The 18,018-nt window shown below is 68.6% G+C and carries 17 protein-coding genes and 2 pseudogenes; 12 read left to right on the top strand and 7 right to left on the bottom strand.

What is annotated here, in order from left to right; genetic code table 11:
* The first annotated feature begins 55 nt into the window (after positions 1-55).
* A complete protein-coding gene (locus ACVGV2_RS12345) occupies positions 56-541 on the top strand; it encodes an iron-containing alcohol dehydrogenase (RefSeq protein ID WP_459162519.1) in 486 nt (161 codons plus the stop codon).
* Between the two features lie 166 nt (positions 542-707).
* On the opposite strand, the gene ACVGV2_RS12340 is transcribed toward ACVGV2_RS12345, so the two are convergent.
* Positions 708-1,844, bottom strand: coding sequence for an NAD(P)-binding domain-containing protein (locus ACVGV2_RS12340; protein ID WP_459162518.1), 1,137 nt, complete (start codon positions 1,842-1,844; stop codon positions 708-710).
* Positions 1,845-2,533: 689 nt separating this feature from the next.
* Between ACVGV2_RS12340 and ACVGV2_RS12335 the strand changes: the two genes are divergently transcribed.
* From ACVGV2_RS12335 to ACVGV2_RS12310, 6 genes and pseudogenes are all read left to right on the top strand, one after another.
* Positions 2,534-3,706 carry an FAD-dependent monooxygenase gene (locus ACVGV2_RS12335; RefSeq protein WP_459162517.1) on the top strand — a complete coding sequence of 391 codons (1,173 nt, stop codon included), beginning with the start codon at positions 2,534-2,536 and terminating at the stop codon, positions 3,704-3,706.
* 12 nt (positions 3,707-3,718) lie between these two features.
* Positions 3,719-4,036: pseudogene (locus tag ACVGV2_RS12330) on the top strand (LysR substrate-binding domain-containing protein); the annotation flags it as partial.
* 131 nt (positions 4,037-4,167) lie between these two features.
* Positions 4,168-4,518, top strand: a complete 351-nt coding sequence (locus ACVGV2_RS12325) for a hypothetical protein (RefSeq protein ID WP_459166092.1) — start codon at positions 4,168-4,170, stop codon at positions 4,516-4,518.
* A gap of 4 nt (positions 4,519-4,522) precedes the next feature.
* On the top strand, positions 4,523-4,693 hold the full coding sequence (locus tag ACVGV2_RS12320; RefSeq protein ID WP_459166091.1) for a hypothetical protein: 171 nt from the start codon (positions 4,523-4,525) through the stop codon (positions 4,691-4,693).
* Positions 4,694-4,710: 17 nt separating this feature from the next.
* The gene (locus tag ACVGV2_RS12315; RefSeq protein ID WP_459162516.1) at positions 4,711-4,896 is read left to right on the top strand and encodes an anion permease; all 186 of its coding nucleotides are present in this window, start codon (positions 4,711-4,713) and stop codon (positions 4,894-4,896) included.
* A gap of 92 nt (positions 4,897-4,988) precedes the next feature.
* Positions 4,989-6,155, top strand: coding sequence for an NAD(P)/FAD-dependent oxidoreductase (locus ACVGV2_RS12310; protein WP_459162515.1), 1,167 nt, complete (start codon positions 4,989-4,991; stop codon positions 6,153-6,155).
* Positions 6,156-6,309: 154 nt separating this feature from the next.
* Here the strand turns inward: ACVGV2_RS12310 and ACVGV2_RS12305 are convergent, their stop codons facing one another.
* Positions 6,310-6,843: a DUF488 domain-containing protein gene (locus tag ACVGV2_RS12305; RefSeq protein ID WP_459162514.1), complete on the bottom strand. Its 534-nt coding sequence runs from the start codon at positions 6,841-6,843 to the stop codon at positions 6,310-6,312.
* A gap of 277 nt (positions 6,844-7,120) precedes the next feature.
* On the opposite strand from ACVGV2_RS12305, the gene ACVGV2_RS12300 reads away from it, so the two are divergent.
* Positions 7,121-7,708, top strand: a complete 588-nt coding sequence (locus ACVGV2_RS12300; protein WP_459162513.1) for a hypothetical protein — start codon at positions 7,121-7,123, stop codon at positions 7,706-7,708.
* Here the strand turns inward: ACVGV2_RS12300 and ACVGV2_RS12295 are convergent.
* Together ACVGV2_RS12295 and ACVGV2_RS12290 are read right to left on the bottom strand one after the other, a co-directional pair.
* Positions 7,683-8,675: a hypothetical protein gene (locus ACVGV2_RS12295; RefSeq protein WP_459162512.1), complete on the bottom strand. Its 993-nt coding sequence runs from the start codon at positions 8,673-8,675 to the stop codon at positions 7,683-7,685. The genes ACVGV2_RS12300 and ACVGV2_RS12295 overlap by 26 nt on opposite strands.
* A gap of 664 nt (positions 8,676-9,339) precedes the next feature.
* Complete coding sequence (locus ACVGV2_RS12290) at positions 9,340-10,548, bottom strand: helix-turn-helix domain-containing protein (protein ID WP_459162511.1); 1,209 nt, start codon at positions 10,546-10,548, stop codon at positions 9,340-9,342.
* Between the two features lie 114 nt (positions 10,549-10,662).
* On the opposite strand from ACVGV2_RS12290, the gene ureA reads away from it, so the two are divergent.
* Genes ureA through ACVGV2_RS12270 form a run of 4 tightly spaced genes read left to right on the top strand, consistent with a single transcriptional unit; the run spans position 10,663 to position 14,491 of the window.
* Positions 10,663-11,238 carry an urease subunit gamma gene (gene ureA / locus ACVGV2_RS12285; protein ID WP_459162510.1) on the top strand — a complete coding sequence of 192 codons (576 nt, stop codon included), beginning with the start codon at positions 10,663-10,665 and terminating at the stop codon, positions 11,236-11,238.
* Positions 11,235-12,926, top strand: a complete 1,692-nt coding sequence (locus ACVGV2_RS12280; protein ID WP_459162509.1) for an urease subunit alpha — start codon at positions 11,235-11,237, stop codon at positions 12,924-12,926. The genes ureA and ACVGV2_RS12280 overlap by 4 nt, the downstream gene beginning before the upstream one ends.
* A gap of 9 nt (positions 12,927-12,935) precedes the next feature.
* The gene (locus ACVGV2_RS12275) at positions 12,936-13,181 is read left to right on the top strand and encodes a hypothetical protein (RefSeq protein WP_459162508.1); all 246 of its coding nucleotides are present in this window, start codon (positions 12,936-12,938) and stop codon (positions 13,179-13,181) included.
* Entirely contained in the window at positions 13,178-14,491 is a 1,314-nt protein-coding gene (locus ACVGV2_RS12270) for an MFS transporter (protein ID WP_459162507.1), read from the top strand. Before ACVGV2_RS12275 ends, ACVGV2_RS12270 begins: the two co-directional genes overlap by 4 nt.
* A gap of 173 nt (positions 14,492-14,664) precedes the next feature.
* Here ACVGV2_RS12270 and ACVGV2_RS12265 read toward each other — a convergent pair whose 3' ends face one another.
* The 3 genes and pseudogenes from ACVGV2_RS12265 to ACVGV2_RS12255 form a co-directional block, all read right to left on the bottom strand.
* On the bottom strand, positions 14,665-16,191 hold the full coding sequence (locus ACVGV2_RS12265; RefSeq protein WP_459165972.1) for an aldehyde dehydrogenase family protein: 1,527 nt from the start codon (positions 16,189-16,191) through the stop codon (positions 14,665-14,667).
* A gap of 24 nt (positions 16,192-16,215) precedes the next feature.
* Positions 16,216-17,064: pseudogene (locus ACVGV2_RS12260) on the bottom strand (dihydrodipicolinate synthase family protein); the annotation flags it as partial.
* A 135-nt stretch (positions 17,065-17,199) separates the two neighbouring features.
* Positions 17,200-18,003: an SDR family NAD(P)-dependent oxidoreductase gene (locus tag ACVGV2_RS12255; RefSeq protein ID WP_459162506.1), complete on the bottom strand. Its 804-nt coding sequence runs from the start codon at positions 18,001-18,003 to the stop codon at positions 17,200-17,202.
* Positions 18,004-18,018 lie beyond the last annotated feature (15 nt).

The raw sequence follows: 18,018 nt of genomic DNA, 5'->3' as shown, positions 1-18,018 counted from the left end.
GGCCCGCTCACCTCAGCTGCTCGTTTGAACAGGGATGATCCGTGAGGAGGCCATCATGCGGACCACCGGCCCGGATGCCGCGGGCGAGCGGCCGCTGCTCCTGTCGGGGACCGGCGTGCTCGAGGAGCTGGGACGCGCGCTGGGGCGGCTCGGCATGGACGAGGTCGTGGTCGTGTGCCGCTCCCAGGACGCAGCGGGCGCCTTGGGGCAGGTGGCCGGTGTGCTCGGCAGCCGGGTCGTCGCGGTCGTCGACGATGCCGACGACCTGCCCACGCCGCAGGCCGTGTTCGCCACCGCCGATATCGCGATCACCAGCGGGGCCGACGGTGTCCTGGCACTCGGACATCCCGGCCCCGCCGAGCTGGTCAAGGCTCTTCCGCTGATCGTGGACCTGCCGACGGCCGTGGTGTCGGCAGTGCGGTCGGAAACACCCGACGACTGCTGGGCGCTCAGCGATCGCGGTGTCCTCACCAGCGGTCGGCACGAGCGCGTGCACTTGCGTCTCGCCTGCGAGGATCCGGCTCTGAGCATGGCGCCGTGACATGAGGAACCCGGCGATGCGGGCCGGGCGCAGCCCGCCGATCCCTGTCAACGGGACGTTGCGGTGGCACGTGACGGCCTGCTGGGGCGGCGGTGCGGACGTGGTGATCCACGCCTGTACCGACGGCCTCCACTCAACCCGCGGTCGTCCGGTCCGTGCCGCCCATTCACGACCTCGGGAGGCGAACGCTGCTAGCTGTTCTGCATCTGGAGGCAGCTGGGCGTTGTGCGCCAGGTTGCGCCGTTTGCGGACGCAGTTGTTGCGCGGTGGCGCGTGCGGCGAGGCGGCCGTTCCGGGTGGCACCGACGGTGCTGGCCGAACTGCCGTAACCAACCAGGTGCAGGCGTGGTTCCCCGACGGCTCGGGTGCCGTCGAGGCGGATCCCGCCGCCGGGTTCGCGGAGTTGCAGCGGCGCGAGGTGGTCCAGCTCGGGCCGGAACCCGGTGGACCAGAGGATCGTATCGGCGGGGATGGAGCGCCCGTCGTTCCAGGCGATCCCGTCGGGGGTGATGCGGTCGAACATCGGCAGCCGGTGGTCGAGCACGCCTCGGTGACGTGCCTGGCGGATGGCGGGGGTTTCCGGTAGGCCGGTGGCGCTGACCACGCTGCCCGGCGGGTGCCCGGCACGGGTGCGTTGTTCCACCGCAGCGACCGCTCGCCGCCCGTCCTCGGTGGTGAACTCGCTGCCGGTGAACTCCGGTGGGCGGCGGGTGACCCACGTGGTGGTGGCGACCTCCGAGATGGCGCTGAGCAGTTCGACCGCGGAGATTCCACCGCCGACGACGACCACTCGGCGGCCGCGGAACACCTCCGGGGTGCGGTAGTCGACGGTGTGCAGCTGCCATCCGCGGAACTCGGTGATTCCCGGGTAGTGGGGCACGAACGGTTTGGTCCAGCTGCCGGTCGCGTTGATCACCACGCGCGCCGTCCAGGTGCCGGAGGTCGATTCCACCCGCAGTCGCTGGTCGCGAACCCGACGCACGGCCGTGACCTGCACAGGCCGGTGCACAGGCACAGCGAAGCGGCGCTCGTAATCGGCGAAGTACTCGGCGACCACCTCGGCGGCCGGTCGCTCGGTGTCCGCGGGCGCGAACCCCGTGCCGGGCAGGGCGTGGATGCCGTGCGCGTCACCCAGGCGCAAGTCGGACCATCGGTGCTGCCACGCACCACCAGGGGCGGGATTGCCGTCCAGCACCACGAAACCCGTCTCCGGGGCGAAGCCGTAGTGCTGCAGGTGATACGCAGTCGACAGGCCGGCCTGGCCGGCCCCGATCACCACGACATCCACCGGTTGCGTTTCCACGTGCTCTGCAACGCGAGTGAGGCCGGTGGCCTTCCAACACGGGGTGACGGGTACGTCACGCGACGGGGAGAGCCGTGAGGTTCCGACTGGTATGCAGCTGCTGCCTGGACACCGGTGATGGGATGCCGCGGCTGGTCGCGACCCGAGGTGCTTCCGCCAACTGGGCCACCAGCTGGGCCACCGACCGTGCTACCACGACGCTGGTACTGACCGCCCGAACCGCGCTCGTCGTTGCCGCAACGTGCGTGCCGGAGGTTGCCCACCATTCAAAAGGCTGCTGCACGGCGCTGCGGTTCGACTCACTCAACGGTCGGCCTGTTCCAGTCAGTAGGCGAAACGGATCACGGGTTCGATCGTCTTGCCGCGGGCGGAGCCGGCGAAGGCGGTGTTGATCCTCGTCGAGGGCTTTTCACAGCGGTGCGCTGAACCTCGGCAGGGCTGCGTGACGCCGTTCACGCAGAACAAATACTGGCGCGCTATGCATTTGCATTCGAAATGTATCGATCTGTGGGTGCTGGTTCGGGGAACGCGGCGCTCGTGGTGCGAAATCGGCGATATGGTAGGCGAAAACGGGATCGGACGGCGAAGCTTCGTCGGGAGGCTTGACCGTGCTGTGCGTTGCACCTAACGTCCCGCTTTTGTATCGATCAGTACGTTCGGCCGTGGAATTGCGCACTCGAGGGGTGGTCATGTCGAAGACGACGTCAGTGGCGATCATCGGCGGAGGAATCGGTGGGTTGACGCTGGCGTTGGCGCTGCGACGTCACGGCATGAACGCGGTGGTCTACGAGCAGGCGCCGGAATTTCGGGAAGTCGGCGCGGCGGTAGCGCTGTCGGCCAACGGCACGCGTGTGCTGGATGAGCTGGGATTGCGCGAAGGACTGGCCGAGCGCGGCGTGATGCCCACCGAACTGATCTACCGGAAGTGGCAATCCGGCGACCGCGTCGTGGCCTACGACGTCGCCAACGGCTACGAGGAGCGCTTCGGTGCCGCCTACTACGGAGTCCATCGCGCCGACCTGCAGGGAATGCTCGCAGAGGCGTGCGGGCCCGAGCGCGTGCGCCTCGACCACCGCCTGGTCGCCCTGACCCCCGCGGGGAGCGGCTATCGCCTGGAATTCGCGAACGGGGCGGTCACCGGAGCCGACGTCGTGGTCGGAGCGGACGGCGTGCACTCCACCGTGCGGCGGTGGATCCTCGACGAGGACCCGGCCGTGTACTCCGGAACCAGCGGTTTCCGCGGGCTGGTGCCCCTCGAGCAGCTGCCCCACCTGCCGGATCCGGGCGCGATCCAGTTCTGGATGGGGCCGGGCGCGCACGTGCTGCACTACCCGATCGGCAACGGTTCGATCGTCAACTTCCTCGCCGTGGTGCACGAGCCGGAGCAGTGGGAGTCGGCGAGCTGGGTCGAGAAGATGTCCCCGGAACGCATCACCGGGTTCTTCGAGGGTTGGCACCCGGGCGTGCGCGAGCTGATCGCCAGCACATCGCTGCACCAGCGCTGGGCGCTGTTCGGGCAGCGGCCGCTGAACCGGTGGCACCGCGACGGGATCGTGCTGCTCGGTGATGCGGTGCACGCGATGCTGCCGCACCACGGACAAGGCGCCAACCAGACCATCGAGGACGCGGCCGCGTTGGCCGAGTGCCTCGACCGCCATGGTCGCGACGAGGCGCTGGCCCGCTACGAACGCCTCCGCCGCGCTCGCACGCGTGCGGTGCAGCGCAGTTCCTGGGTCGCCTCGGACCTGCTGCACCTGCCCGACGGGCCGGAAGCCGAGCAGCGCGACCGCGATCTGCACGGCATCCCGGACACGCTGCGGTGGATCCACTCCCACGACGCGAGCGCCGCTGCGGCGGCCTGATCGCCGACGGGAATGTCCGCGGACCCGCCAGCGCCGTTGTGCACGCGACTGGCGCGGGCGGTGCGCTCCCGTAAACCGGGCGTTCAGCTGGAGCTGTCCAGCCAGAACTTCGCCCAGCCCGCGCTGCAGAAGCTCCTCCACGGCGAGACCGACATCGCGCTGGGGCGCTGGGACGCGATTCCTGCCGAGGTCCGTGCTCAGGTGGTGATGTGTGACGCGCTCGTGGTCGCACTGCCGGACACGCACCCGCTGGCGGGTGCCGACCGGCTGGAGAACGCCCAACTGACCGATGCCGGGTTCGTGACGCTGCCACCGCACGAGGGCGCCGTGCTCACCGACCGGCTGTGGCGGCTGCCCCGGCAGAGCGGTTTCACGGCCGAGGTGGTGCAGATCGCCCGGACACCTAGACCGCGCTGGCACTGGTCAGCGCCGAAGTCGGCTGCCACGTCACCCTCGCGTCCGTGGCACGCAACCCGCACGACCCGCACATCGCATTCGTGCCCCTGGAATCTGCGTTGGATGCGGATCTGCGGATGGCGTGGCGACGCGACGACCACAACCCCGCGCTGCGGACGGTGCTGCAGCAGGCGTTGGACCTCGACGACGTTGAGATCGACTGGGATGGAGCACCTGGCCCGAGCGAGCCGCTCGCGGCGCCGCCGACGAACGACGAGGCCAGCGTGGGCGGTCAGCGCCGCTCGACGTGGGCGCGGATGCGCGTGCCGTTCTCGTCCGTCCAGCCCTTGCTCGCCGCGTACTGGACCATCCTGTCGATTTCGACCTGTCGAACCGGTTCTCCGAGACCGGGTTGAGCGAGTGGCTCGGCACGCAGGTGGCCGGGCTGCCCGTGCCCCGCTGCTGTTGCTGGTGGTCGTCGCGATCACGGTGTTGCTGCTGACCGAGCTGACCAGCAACACGGCCACATCAGCGGCGTTCTTCCCGATCATGGGCGCGGTGGCGGTCGGCGTGGCATGGATCCGCTGCTGATGACCGTCGCGGTGGCGATGGCAGTCAGTTGCGCGTTCATGCTGCCGGTGGCGACCTCGTCGAACGCGGTCGCCTTCGCCACCGGTGAACTGCCGATCCGGCACATGATCCGCGGCGGCATCTGGCTCAACGTGATCGGGCTCGTCCTGATCGCGCTGGCGATGGTCACGCTCGTGCCGCTGGTCTTCGAAGTGCATCCCTAGACTGGTGCCACTTTCCGCTGCGGTGCGGGCATCTTTCGTGATCCCCACTGCAGGCGGCCAAAAAGCACACCTCGTGAAATGGTGAGGAACGCATGAAGATCGCTGTGATCGGACTCGGAGTGCTGGGCGCGAGCGCCGCGCGATCGCTGTCCCTCGAGGGCGCGCAAGTGACGGTGTTCGAACGCGCCGCACCACTCGCCGGAACTTCCGGCACCTCGTTCGCCTGGACCAACTCGCACCGCAAGAACCCGCAGGCCTACCACGAGCTCAACGTCGCGGGGATGAACGAGCACGAAGCGCTCTCCGCGGATCCCGGTCCACTGCCGCCGTGGTACGTGCGCACCGGCAACCTGGAATGGGCCGAGGACGACGCAGGAGCACAACGGTTGGCCGCTTCGGTGTCCGAACTGGACGAGCGGGGTTATCCCGTCGAGTGGCTCGATCCGGAACGCGCTCGCGACCTGGTCCCGGATCTGCGGGTGCCTGCCGCGGTCAGCCGGATCGCCTTCTACCCGACGGAAGGCCACGTCGTCCCCGCCCTGCTCCTGGCACGGTTGTGGGGCGAAGCACGCGAGCACGGTGCTCAGCTGCGTTGTCCGGCAACGGTTTCGAGTGTTTCCGAAGCTGGTGGAAAGGTTCGGGTCGCCCTCTCCGACGAGGTCGCGGAGTTCGACGCGGTACTGGTCGCGACGGGTCGGTGGACCGAGGAGCTGACTGCCGCGGTCGGGCACCAGGTGCCGATGGCCGCACCCGATGCGGCCGGCTCGGCAACCGTCGGATTCCTCGGCTACACCCCGCCGCTTCCGACGAGGCTGAACCGGGTGCTGACCACCCCGGAGCTCAACGTGCGCCCCGACGGCGGGGGGCGCCTGGTCGTGCAAGGACTGGACCTCGATGCGCAGGCCGATCCCGCCAATCCGCCGGACACCGATGGCCAGCACGCGCACGACCTGTGCGACAGGCTGAGCACCCTGCTCGCGGGTACTGCCGGGATCCGTTTGGAGGCCTTGCGAGTCGGCCAGCGCGCCATGCCCGCGGATGGTCTGACTGTCGCAGGGTTCCTCGGCGACAGCGAAAAGATCTACGTACTGGCCACCCACAGCGGCATCACGCTGGGTCCGCTCCTCGGGCGGCTGGCGGCACATGAGCTCCGCACCGGCACCCCCTCGGAGGAGCTGACAGGTTTCCGCCCCGATCGCCTGATCGGCCGATCCGGACTGCCGGACCTCGAGCCCGCCCGCTTCGCGGGCCAGCAGTGAACTGACTTCCCCCGTTGGAGCGAGCGCTCGTGTTGGTCGGAGCGTCCGTCCAGCGGGGCGAGGTCACTCGAACCTGCAAGCGCGTTCCCGAGAACAGAGCGCGTTCAGCCGGGCGTGCTCGACCGAACCGCCACGTGCTCGTCGCAGCGGCCCGCTACAGCATCGACTGGCCGGCGTCGTAGACGAGGCATCCGTCGTCGTTGACGCGCACGCCGTCGATCGGCTCGTGCTCGTCGCGCTCGCCCCGGTGCGTGAGGTGCGCCACCGGAACTTCGCGGACGAGTTGCACGAAGTCGCTGATCATTCGGCGGTGGCAGCGCCACCACAGGCTCTCGCTGCACATCACGGCCACCTGCGTTCGGGCCAGCTCGTCGAGGAGCTCGTCGACGCCGTCGGTGAACTCGCGGGTGCGCATGTGCGCCGCGTAGGCGCGGAACGCGTCGTTGCGCAACACCCAGTCCGGGGAATCGTTCGGGAGCTTGCGGAAGCCGCCGAGGCGCTTGTCCCAGCGGTAGGAGATCCCCGACTCCGGCAGCCACCGTTGCAGCTCACCGCGGGCGAACTGCGGATTGCGACGGCTTCCCGGCGCGCTGCGCACGTCGAGCACGGAACGAACCCCGGCCCCGTGCAACAACGCGGTGATCTCATCCTCCGATGCGGTGCCGTGGCCGAACGTCAGCAGTTCCATCAGCGTCACCTCCGGCGCACGGGGTACCACCGCCGAAGCATATCGAATCGGCGAATACCCACCCCGGAACGAGCTTCCTCGATCATGCCGCACCGAGCGACCAGGACCCCGACACCGGAGTCACCAGCACGGGTTGGTTGGGGCGTTCGTCGTGCGGGGCCGGGGGCGAGTAGGTTGTTGCCGGCGTGACGGGCACGAGCTGTGCTGAAGGGGTCAGCTGTGCTCGGGTGGTTCGATGATCGACGTGGTAGCGCGCTCGTGCTGAGGGAGTTCGTACATGACGAGTGGTCAGCCGGGCCTGTTCCCGCAGCACCAGCGCGCTTCGACCAGCTCGTCGGAACCGTCTTCCGCCGATGTGCGGCGGGCTGCGGACGTGCTCGGTTGGGCAGGGCGGTTGGCTCCGCGGACGAAATTGCTCGGCATCGAGGTGCACCCGGTGGTCGAGATCGACGAACGGGCCCACGCGGTGCGGAAGCGGCGGGACCAACACCCGGTGCTCGACCACGACGTGTTGGCGATGTGGGAGTGGACCGAGGCGGCTCCTGTCCGGGCACCCGAGGTGGTCAAGCTGCGCGGTGTGCTGCCGACCGCGCGCGCTTGGCGTTCGGCGTTGGCGGGAGCAGCGCGGCTGCGGGGGTTCTGCAGTGCGGCAGTGCTGCTCGCCCCGCCGCGAGTGGGGGATGAGTGCTTGCTCGAGTGCAAGCTGCACGGCGTCGGTGTGCTGGAGCACGGCGAATCGGGCCGGCTCCGTCTGGTGGAACCGGCCCGCGACGGGCGGGCTCCGCGGGCACGGCGGCGGACGTTGGACCGGTGGATCGAAGAGCTCGTCTACCAGGAACTCATCGACGCGGGAATGCTTGATTGACGTCCTCCGCGAGGAATTCGGTGCCCACCGATTGCCAGGCTTTCAAGAAGGCCGGTGGGTTCCAGCCCTGTGCCAGCAGGCTGTCGATCTCCTGGTGGTAGGAACCGGCCGCACTGCACTGCTGGATCCAGCTGTTCTGGCGCTGCCGCTGCGTGAGCCGTCGGGAGAACAGGTCTTCGTGGACGTCGAGGAGCTTCTCCAGCGAGTGCCCGAACGCGGCCCTGTCCGCTTCCTTCCTGTCCCGGATCGTCGCGAAGTGGTCCATCGTCCGACCGCTGCAGGTGCGACAGGTGCATGTCCAATGGTGTGCTTGGTCCGGCGTCGCCTGCACCGCTGCCGCCACCTTGTCCGCACCTACGTAGGAGAGGCAGTGTTCGACCAGCACGGACACCTGCGGTGCTCGTGCGGGGCCACCGCTCGTGCACGGATAGAGGTGGCGAAGCGCCGAGGTGGTGCCCACTGCTGCGGCTGACGCGTCGAAGCACAGCGCGCCCAGGGCGGAGACGTCGCTGCGCAAGAGCAGCACGGGCTTCGTGGCGGTGCTCAGGAACCGGAGCAAGCCGCGCAGGGCCTGCTGGACGCCGAGCGGGTCGCCCGGGTGCTCCAGCACCAGGGCGACGGCGACGCCAGCTTCTCGCGCCACCGCCTGCAGGTGTTCGAGCGAGGCGCTGTTGGTCAGCCAGCTCGCGTGCAGCGGGAGGCAGGCGATGACGTCCTCCCCCAGCTGCGCAGAGCGGCGCAGGATGCTCTCCAGGCCCGGAACGTCGCCTTCGCCCACGTAGCCGGAGTCGGTGAGGACCGGAATCCCCAACTCGCGCTGCTTCGAGATCCACCGGGCGTCGAATTCCTCTTCAGCGACCGCGCGGTTCTTGCCCCGGTAACGCTCGGCATCGCACAGCAGCGGTTTGTTGAAGCCGTGCTTCTGCAGCGCGCGAGCTGTGCACGGTGCCTGGGTTCCGCTGAGCACCAGCCCAGCGTCGGGTCTCTCCGCTACGAGGGACGAGGCTTCCCACCCGCCGGTGGCGGCGCACTGGACCAGCAAGGTGCCCGTGAAGTCAGCGGGCCAGTGGGATTTCGTGGTCTGCGCGATTGCACGTGGTCGGAGTTCCTGCAGGCTGATGAGTGGCGGGGTGTGGCTCGACTGCTCCGGAGCACGGCCATCGCTGTCAGACATGGTCCCCCTCACGGTGACGCTGCCGGGGTGCGGAGCCACGTCGAACTGCGGAACCCGCACCCCGCCTGCGCGGGCATCAGCTACCGGTGGGCTGGCCGGTCCCTCCAGCCGCACTGGTGCCTCCGTCCCTGATCGGCTGTCAGCACGTCGAGCTTAACGATCATGCCGGCCGAGATCAGGTGCTCTGCGACGTCGGAGGAGTCGTTCGGAGAACGGGTGCGGTGTTGCGGGTTACGAGCCGTTTTCCCAGTTCGGAGGGTGTTTTCAGGCACGCGTGCCATGCGTCCGCAGGGCCCGGCTCCACCGGATGGGAGTGCTGTGCATCACACTTCATTCCATTCGCTTGGCCCACATCCGTGATGCTCCGAGCGCCGACCGGCAACGCCGGTCGAGGGCGAGCAGCGGCTTGCACTGGCAAGGGAATCGTGAACCAGCCCGGTGGTCGATGCGGCCGAGATCACCGTGTCACGGGTGTCGAGAGATGCGCACTCGCTGAGGGAACGGTGTGGCCTGGCTGAGCGCGTACGCGCAGGGCCAGCGCGACGAGTGCGGCGTGGTTCGGTCGGGTCAGCTGCCCGCCGGTCAGCTCGCCGAGCCGGTGCAGCCGGTTGAGCACGGTGTTGCGGTGGCAGAACAACGTCTTCGCGGTCTCGGTGACCGATCCGGACGCGAAGAACGCGTTCGCCGTTTCGACGAGGCGGGCCCGCTCGTGCTCGGTCACGGTGTCCAGTTCGGACAGAACCTCGTCCGCGAGCGCCTCTCCTGTCCCGGCCAACCGGTGCGTGACCACTGCCGGCCACACATCGGACAGGCGCCGCGGACCGGCCACGTCCGGACCAAGCACATCGGCGATTTCGGTGGCGATGCGTGCCGAGCGCGGCAGTTCCACGAGGCCGTCCGCGATCGGGCCAAGTGCGCAAGGCACGTCGTGCAGCCAATGCCGGGGGAGACCTCCCGAACCATCGGGAAGCTGAGCGATGAGCAGGGGGCGTCGGTCCTCGATGTGGATGTGCGCGTTCGCAGCACCCGAGCGCAGGTGTTGGACGGCCTCCCGCATGGTTCGCTCGTTGGCCGGATGACTGGCAGCGACGACGAAGCGCTCGTGCGGATCCAGCTCCAGTGCGGTGGCGACCTGGGCGCGGATCGCCGGATCACGGCCGTTGCTGGCCAGCAGCGCGGCCACGAGTTGACTGCGCTCCTGTTCTCGTTGCCTTGTCAGCACGGCCGCCTCGTCGAGGTATGCCACGTGGACGCCCACGGTGTGCTCCTCGACGGCTTCCCAGACGGTGACCGCTCCGTCGACGAGTGGGCGGAGCGCGTCCGGGGCGGCACGTCGAAGCAGCGCGGCCCACAGGATGCGGAAATCGAGGCGAACGGCGCATAGCAGCATCTCCAGCGGAACCCCGGCCTGTGCGCGGCGGCGGCCGATGCGATCCGAGATGTCGGCCAACCGATCCGGAAGTGACTGGTCAGCGATCCGCTGCAGCAGCATCTCGAAACTGGCTTCGGCGTCCCTGCGCACCTCCGGCCACGGGATCGATTCCGCCTGGTAGGGCGGCATCTCGGCGAGTTCGGCGACGAATGCTTCAACGAGTTCGTCGAGATCGTCCATACAGGCTTGGGCCAGTGCGTGCAGCGGAGGTGCGGAGTCCACCGAATTGTGCATATGCCCAATTGTCCCGCCCCAATCGACGACACACCACCATTGTTCTGGGTAGTTGTCTTCCGGCAGGCTGTGTCGACACTTCGGCTTTCGTGCTGCGCGCTGCAAGGGGCAGGAATGCATCTCACGCCGCGTGAGCGGGAACGGCTCACGCTGTTCACCGCTGCCGAGCTCGGTCGCAAGCGTCTCGCCCGCGGATCTCGGCTCGGAGCCACCGAGGCCACCGCGCTGGTGTGCGACGAGGTCCTGGAGATGGCCTGGGACGGGATGGACATCGACGAAGTGGTGACCGAAGCCCAACAGGTGGTGCGGTCCGACCAAGTGCTGCCGGGTGTCGCATCGGCGGTGCCGCAAATCCAGGTCGAGGCGCTGTTCCCGCACGGCAGCGCACTGGTCCACGTCGCGGAGCCGTTCGGGCCGGCGACCGGGGAGGCGGGTGCGGTGCGCTCCGCGGCCGGCGAGATCGAGCTGGCGCCGGGGCGGGCGCGCAAGTGGATCGACGTCCGCAACCGGGGTGGCCGCACGATCTGGCTGTCCTCCCATTTTCCGCTGGAAGAGGCGAACCCGGCGCTGGAGATGGATCGGGACTCCGCCGCCGGGCACCGGCTGGATCTGCCGGCCGGGACGTCGCTGGAATTTCCGCCGGAGCAAACCCGCACCGTCACAGTGGTAGCGAGGAGTGGTGATCAGTGAACGCACGGCTCACGCGCGAGCGGTATGCCTCGCTGTACGGCCCCACGACCGGAGATCGCGTGCGGCTGGCCGACACGGGACTGTGGGTCGAGGTCGAGGGCGATGTCACCGAGCCGGGAGAGGAACTCCTCGGCGGATGCGGCAAGACCGCACGGGACGGCCTGCTGGTGGCGGGCAAAGCGCCCAGGGACAGCGCGCTGGATCTCGTGGTGCTCGGAGTGCTGGTCCTGGATCCGTTGCTGGGGGTGCGCAAGACCAACATCGGCGTCAAGGACGGGCGCATCGTCGCGACCGGACGCGCGGGCAATCCGGACACCTCCAGCGATGTCGAGCTGGTGGTGGACTCGCACACGGCCATGGTCACCGGGGAAGGGCTGATCGCCACTCCCGGCGTGGTGGACTCGCACGTGCACCTGTCCAGCCCGGAGGTCGTTCCCTCGGCGCTGAGCGCGGGGGTGACCTCGCTGGTCGGGATGGGTCTCGGCGGCGTGTGGGACGTCGGCGCGAACCCGAGGCACAACCTGCACACGTTGATCCAGGCGTGGCGCGATGTTCCGGTCAACGCCGCTTTCCTGGCACGAGGTTCTTCGTCCTCGGCGGATCTGCTCGATCAGGCGGTGCTTTCCGGCGCGGGCGGATTCAAGATCCACGAGGACTGGGGCGCCACACCGCGGATCGTGGACACCTGCTTGGGCGTCGCCGAGGATGCCGACCTGCCCGTCGCCCTGCACACCGACACGCTCAACGAATCCGGTTTCCTGGCCGACACGTTGGATGCGACCGCTGGTCGCACGGTGCACGCTTATCACGTGGAAGGGGGCGGTGGACATCCGGACCTGCTCGAGATCGTTGCCTGTCCGCACGTGTTGACCTCGTCGACCACGCCAACGCTTCCGTTGACCCCGGCCACGATGTCCGAGCTGCTGCCCATGACCATGACCGTCCACAAGGGCCACGCCGGCTTGGAAAGCGATGTTGCGATCGCGGGCAGCCGGCTGCGCGAGCACGCCATCGCGGCGGAGAACGCGCTGCACGAACGGGGTGCGATCAGCATCGTCAACTCGGATTCCATGGGAATGGGACGAATCGCCGAAACCGCACGACGAACCTGGCAGCTCGCCGATGTGCAAGCGCGGCTTGCCGGGCCGACGGGGCCGGAGCACCCGTGCAACGCCCGGGTGTTGCGCTACCTCGCCAAGATCACTACGAATCCGGCAATCGCGCACGGCATGTCGCACGAGGTCGGAACGCTCGCACCCGGTCGACTCGCCGACATCGCGCTGTGGAATCCGGCGTGGTTCGGCGCGCAGCCGGAACTCGTGCTCAAATCCGGTTTCGTGGCCTGGGGAGCCGGCGGCTCGGGATCCGGTTCGACGCGCCTCACCCAACCCCGACAGATGGGGCCCTTCTTCGGCGGGCACGGCGCCGCGCCCCACAAGCTGGCCTCCGTCTTCGTCTCCGAACAGTGCTTGCAGGATTCGCGGGCGCGGGCGGAACTGCCCACCGGCGTGCGCTACGCCGCAGTTCGAGGCAGTCGGGGGCTGGCTCGCGGCGACATGATCGCCAACACCGCCACACCGAGCGTCGAGGTGCCGAACGGGCCGGAGCCCGTGCTCATCGATGGCGCGGCGATCGACCGGCACCACGCCGACTCGTTGCCCTTGACCCGTGTCCACAACCTGGCCTGAGAGCGCGTCGTGCTCGATTCGGCCGTCGATGAGCAACACCGCCGAGGTCGCTTCGCGCTCGGTCGGCTCGCCGACCGCGTCGCGCTCGACGAGGTCCTGGTCACCGCCCTCAGCGGCCGGATCGGATCGATTCCGGTGCGCGCCACCTTCGTCACTGGTCAAAGCATGCGCGGAGCGACCGGTCTCGACGATGCTGCCACCGGCGCGTTGCCTCGCGATACCGCCTCGCGTTCCCCACGAGGAGCCGTCCGATGACCACCAGTTCCGCCAAGCCGGATGCCCCGCGGGTCACCGCGGCGGAAGCGAAGAAGATCGCTTTCGCCGCCTTCGTCGGCACCACGCTGGAGTGGTACGACTACTTCCTCTACGGCACTGCTGCCTCGATCGTGTTCAACCGGCTGTACTTCGTCACCGGTGATCCGCTGGTGGCAACCATGGCCGCGTTCGCCTCCTTCGCAGTCGGTTTCGTCGCGCGACCTGTGGGTGCGGTGATCTTCGGCCACGTCGGTGATCGACTGGGCCGGCGCCTGTGCCTGATCATCACCGTGACGCTGATCGGTCTGGCAACTGGAATCATCGGCTTGCTGCCCGGGTACGCCTCGATCGGTGTCGCCGCTCCGATGCTGTTGACGTTGCTGCGCGTCCTGCAGGGCGTTGCCGTCGGCGGCGAATGGGGCGGCGCGGTCACGCTGGCCGTGGAACACGCCCCACCACAGCAGCGTGGCCGCTTCGCCGTGATGCCCCAGTTGGGTTCGCCGATCGGGACACTGCTCTCGTCCGGCGCGTTCGCGCTGGTGTCCCTGTTGCCGCCGGAGGACTTCGATTCCTGGGGGTGGCGTCTGCCGTTCCTCGCGGCGATCCCGCTGCTGGTGGTGGCGCTGTACCTGCGGCGCAGAGTCGAGGAATCGCCGCTGTTCACCGAACTGCTCGAGCAGCGCGAACGCGCACCGCTACCGGTGTTCGAGGTGGTGCGCCGTTCCATCGGCCGGGTCCTGGTCGGCATGTGCGCGGCGTTGCTCGGCGTCGGTGGTTTCTACCTGCTGACCACGTTCATCATCAGTTACGGGACGGAAACGCTGAACCTGCCGAAATCGCTGATGTTGACCGCCACGCTCGTGGCCGCCGCGGTCGAAGTGGCGATTCTGCTGGTCTTCGGCCGGATCGCCGAGGAGTGGGGAGCCGGCACGGTGTGCCTGGCCGGCGGCATCGCTTCCGCTGCAGTGGCGTTTCCCGTGTTCTGGTTGATCGATACGAAGAACCCGCTGCTCGTCGTCCTCGGTGTCACAGTGGGCGTGGCCTGCTTGTCGGTGTCCTACGCGGTCTCCGGAACGTTGTTGACGGAGTTGTTCCCGCCGCACCTGCGCTACAGCGGCGTTTCCATCGCCTTCAACCTCGGTGGCGTCGTGAGCGGCTTCATGCCGCTGCTCGCAACAGCCGTGCTCGCCGCCAGCGGGGACCAATCCTGGTCGGTGGCACTGCTGCTCATCGCGTTGTCGGTGCTCACCGGCTTCGGTGGATGGCTCGGTGGTCGCATGCGGGTGCACGACGAGGTCACGGTGGACTGATCCAGCACCGCCGCTGAATCGCCGACTCCCGCATTCCCGAGTGGGCGTGTAACCGGACCTGCTCGAACGGCTGTGGTTTGCCGTCGCTCGCACCTGCCCGGAAGGAGACCGAGACAGGTCCGGTTCAGCCCGACCGCGGCGCTCGCACGTGGCACCACCGGTCAACGGTGCGCTCAGTGCGCGTGGTTGTGCATGACGTGCTTGGTGCGGGAGTAGTCGTCCAAGGCGTAGATGGACAGGTCCCGGCCGTAGCCGGAGCCTTTGAAGCCTCCCCAGGGGACGTCGGTGGCCAGGACGAGGTGGGAGTTGACCCACACGGTGCCGGCGTCGATGCGCGCTGCGAGCGCGTGCGAGCGGCGCGCGTTGTCGGTCCACACCGAAGCCGCCAGGCCGTAGGGCACGGCGTTGGCCCGGCGGACGGCTTCGTCCTCGTCGCGGAAGGTCTCGACCGTGACGACGGGCCCGAAAACTTCCTCCTGCGTGATCTCGGCGCCTTCGGGTACGTCGACGAGCACCGTGGGTGCGATGAAGTAGCCCGTCCCGTCCAGGGCACCGCCGCCCACGACGGTACGGGCACCTTCGCGTTGTGCGCGGTCGAGATAGCCGAGCACGCGCTCGTAGTGCGCCTCGGAGACCACCGGGCCGAGCTCGACCGCACTTCCGGCACGCGGCTCACCGACGGTGAGGCTGCTGACTTCCCCGGCCAGGTACTCGACGAACTGCTCAGCGACCGATTCGTGCACGAGCACGCGACAGCCCGCCCCGCACTCCTGCCCGGAATTCCAGAATCCGGCATTGCGCAGTGTGGAAGCGGCCGCGGCCAGGTCGGCATCGTCGAAGACGACCACCGGGGCCTTGCCGCCGAGTTCGAGGTGCACGCGCTTGAGGCCCTCGGCGGCGTTGCGGGCCACGGCGCGTCCGCTGCCCACCGAGCCGGTCAGCGCGATCATGTCCACGTCCGGATGCGACGACAGTCGCTCGCCGACGGGGTCGCCGCGTCCGATGACGATGTTGAGCGCCCCGGCCGGGAGCAGGTCGGTGACGAGCTCGGCGAACTTCAGCGTGGTGATGGGGGTGTGCTCGGAGGGTTTGACCACGCAGGTGTTGCCCGCGGCCAGGATCGGCGCGATCTTCCAGGCGGCCATCATCAGCGGGTAGTTCCACGGCGTGACCACACCCACCACGCCGAGCGGTTCCCGGTGGATCACCGACAGGTGGTCCTGCACGTAGTCACCACCGGCCATGGCCGTGCTCGCGCGCACGGCCCCGGCCATGAAGCGGAACGAGTCGACAGTACCGGCGATGTCGTCACGGGCGACCTCGAATGGTTTGCCGGTGTTGGCCGCTTCCAAACCGGCCAGCAACTCGGTGTTCTCGGCCACTCGGTCCGCGACGGCGTGCAGCAGGTCCGAACGCTCCTTGGGCACCTTCCGCGCCCACTCGTCCTTCGCCGCTACAGCGGCCGACACCGCACGATCCACGTCGGCAGCCGTGCCGTCGGGCGCGTGGAACAACACGCCTTCCGAGCACGGATCCACCACCTCAATTCCCCGGCCCGATGCGGAATCGGTGAACTCCCCATCGATGAAGTGCCGGGACGGGGGAAAGCTGAGGGTCGTGCCCCACGGCGGTACGTCCCCGGCGCGGCGGACCGCGGCGGTTCCCGTCGCGGCTGAACTGCGCGGAGACTGCGGCGTCAGCGCGAGCGCTTGGGACGAGACCTTTTCTGCCGCAACGTCATCGAGGTCTAGCAGCGGCTGTCGGGGGGCGCCGCAGGAGACGCCGAGGGCGCGCAGCACGGTCTTGATGGCGGGAATGAACGGGACGGACATCATCGTATCCAGCAACGGGTAGATCCGCGACCACTCAGCGCGTGCGCGCTCGATCTCACCCGTGCGCAAGGCGCGGTGGATGGAAGCGAGCTCGCTCGGGACCACGTTCGCCGTTCCGGCCACGACACCGGCAGCCCCCTCGGAGAGAGTGGACAGCGTGAGCGTGTCCCAGCCGCCGAAGGTGGAAACGACGTCACCGCAGTGGTGGATCAGCTGGCGGATCTGCGAGAGGTCGGCCCCGGTGTCCTTGATGTAGCGGATGTTGTCGACCTCGCGGCCGAGTTGGCCGACCATCTCGGGCGTTAGGTCCACTCCCGTGGCGCCCGGAAGGTTGTAGAGCATGACCGGAAGGTCGACGCTTCCGGCGACCGTGCGCAGGTAGTGCACCGTCTCGTCGTGGGTGAGCGGCTCGTAGTACGGGGCCACCACCATGAGGACCGCGGCGCCGGCGGCTTGCGCGTGCTGCGACAGTTCGATCGCTTCGGTCGTGCTCACGGCCCCCGTCTGCGCGATGACCGGGACGCGTCCGGCCGCTCGCTCGATCACGGTTTCCACGACCAGGCGGCGTTCCGCGTTGCTCATCGCGGCGAACTCGCCGGTGGAACCGCAGGCGACCAGGCCGTCCACGCCGCCGTCGACGTTGCGGTCGACCAAACGGCCCAGGGCGTTCACGTCGATCTGCCCGTTCGCGGTGAACGGAGTGGGAAGGGCGGAGAGAATACCGCTCAGCTGTGCTGGCATGCAGGGAACATCCTCAGTGTTTCGACTCGGTCACTGGCTGCCGATGGGCAGTGGCAGTGCTTTTCAGCGCGACGAGTTCCGGCCGGGAGCAGCCCCTGACCGGAACTCCTCGCAACGCGGTGTGCGTGAAGGTGGTCAGGAAGGTGTCGGCAGCTTTGCGGTCCTGCCGCCGTCGAGCACCACCGTCTCCGCGGTCAGGAACTTCGCCTTGTCACTTGCCAGGTACACCGCGAGATCGCCGACATCGGTGGACTGGCCCACCTCTCCGAGCGGATGCAAGCGGTTCAACGCGTCGCGGGCGGCCGACGGGTCGGGTTGCGAGGAGAGGTAACCCTCGCTGAGCTCGGAGGTGATCCATCCGGGTGCAATCGCGTTGCACCGGACGTGGTCCTCACCGAGATCGACCGCCAGCGCGCGAGTCATCCCGTGGATACCGGCTTTCGACGTGCAGTAGACGGCATGGCCGGGGTTCGCTCCGAGGCCTTCGATGGAGCCGATGTTGATGATGCTCCCGCCGCCGCGCTTGCGCATGTGCGGTAGCACGGCCTGGGCGAGGAACAGCGGGGCGCGCAGATTGACGGCGATCATGAGATCCCATTCGTCGGACCGGATCTCGGACACGCTGCGTTCGAACATGATCCCGGCGTTGTTGACCAGGACATCGATGGCGCCGAACTGTTCGCCGACGCGCTCGACGGCCGGGTCGATCGAGGAAGGATCGCTCAGGTCGGCGTGGACGTGGGCGACCCGGGAATGATCCTGCAGGGCGGCGTCCAGTTCTGCACGCTGGACCACCGCGACCTGCGCTCCTTCCTCGAGGTAGCGATCCACGATGCCGCGGCCGATTCCCCGTCCGCCACCGGTCACCAGGGCGGTCTTGCCTTCCAGTTGCATTGCGGTCCCCTCGAATCCCCACCGGCTTGGCGCCCGTGACCCCATCGCCCTTCCCGCCGG

It is taken from the genome of Bounagaea algeriensis, from assembly GCF_054491375.1.
This window is presented reverse-complemented; position numbering and strand designations above follow the sequence as displayed.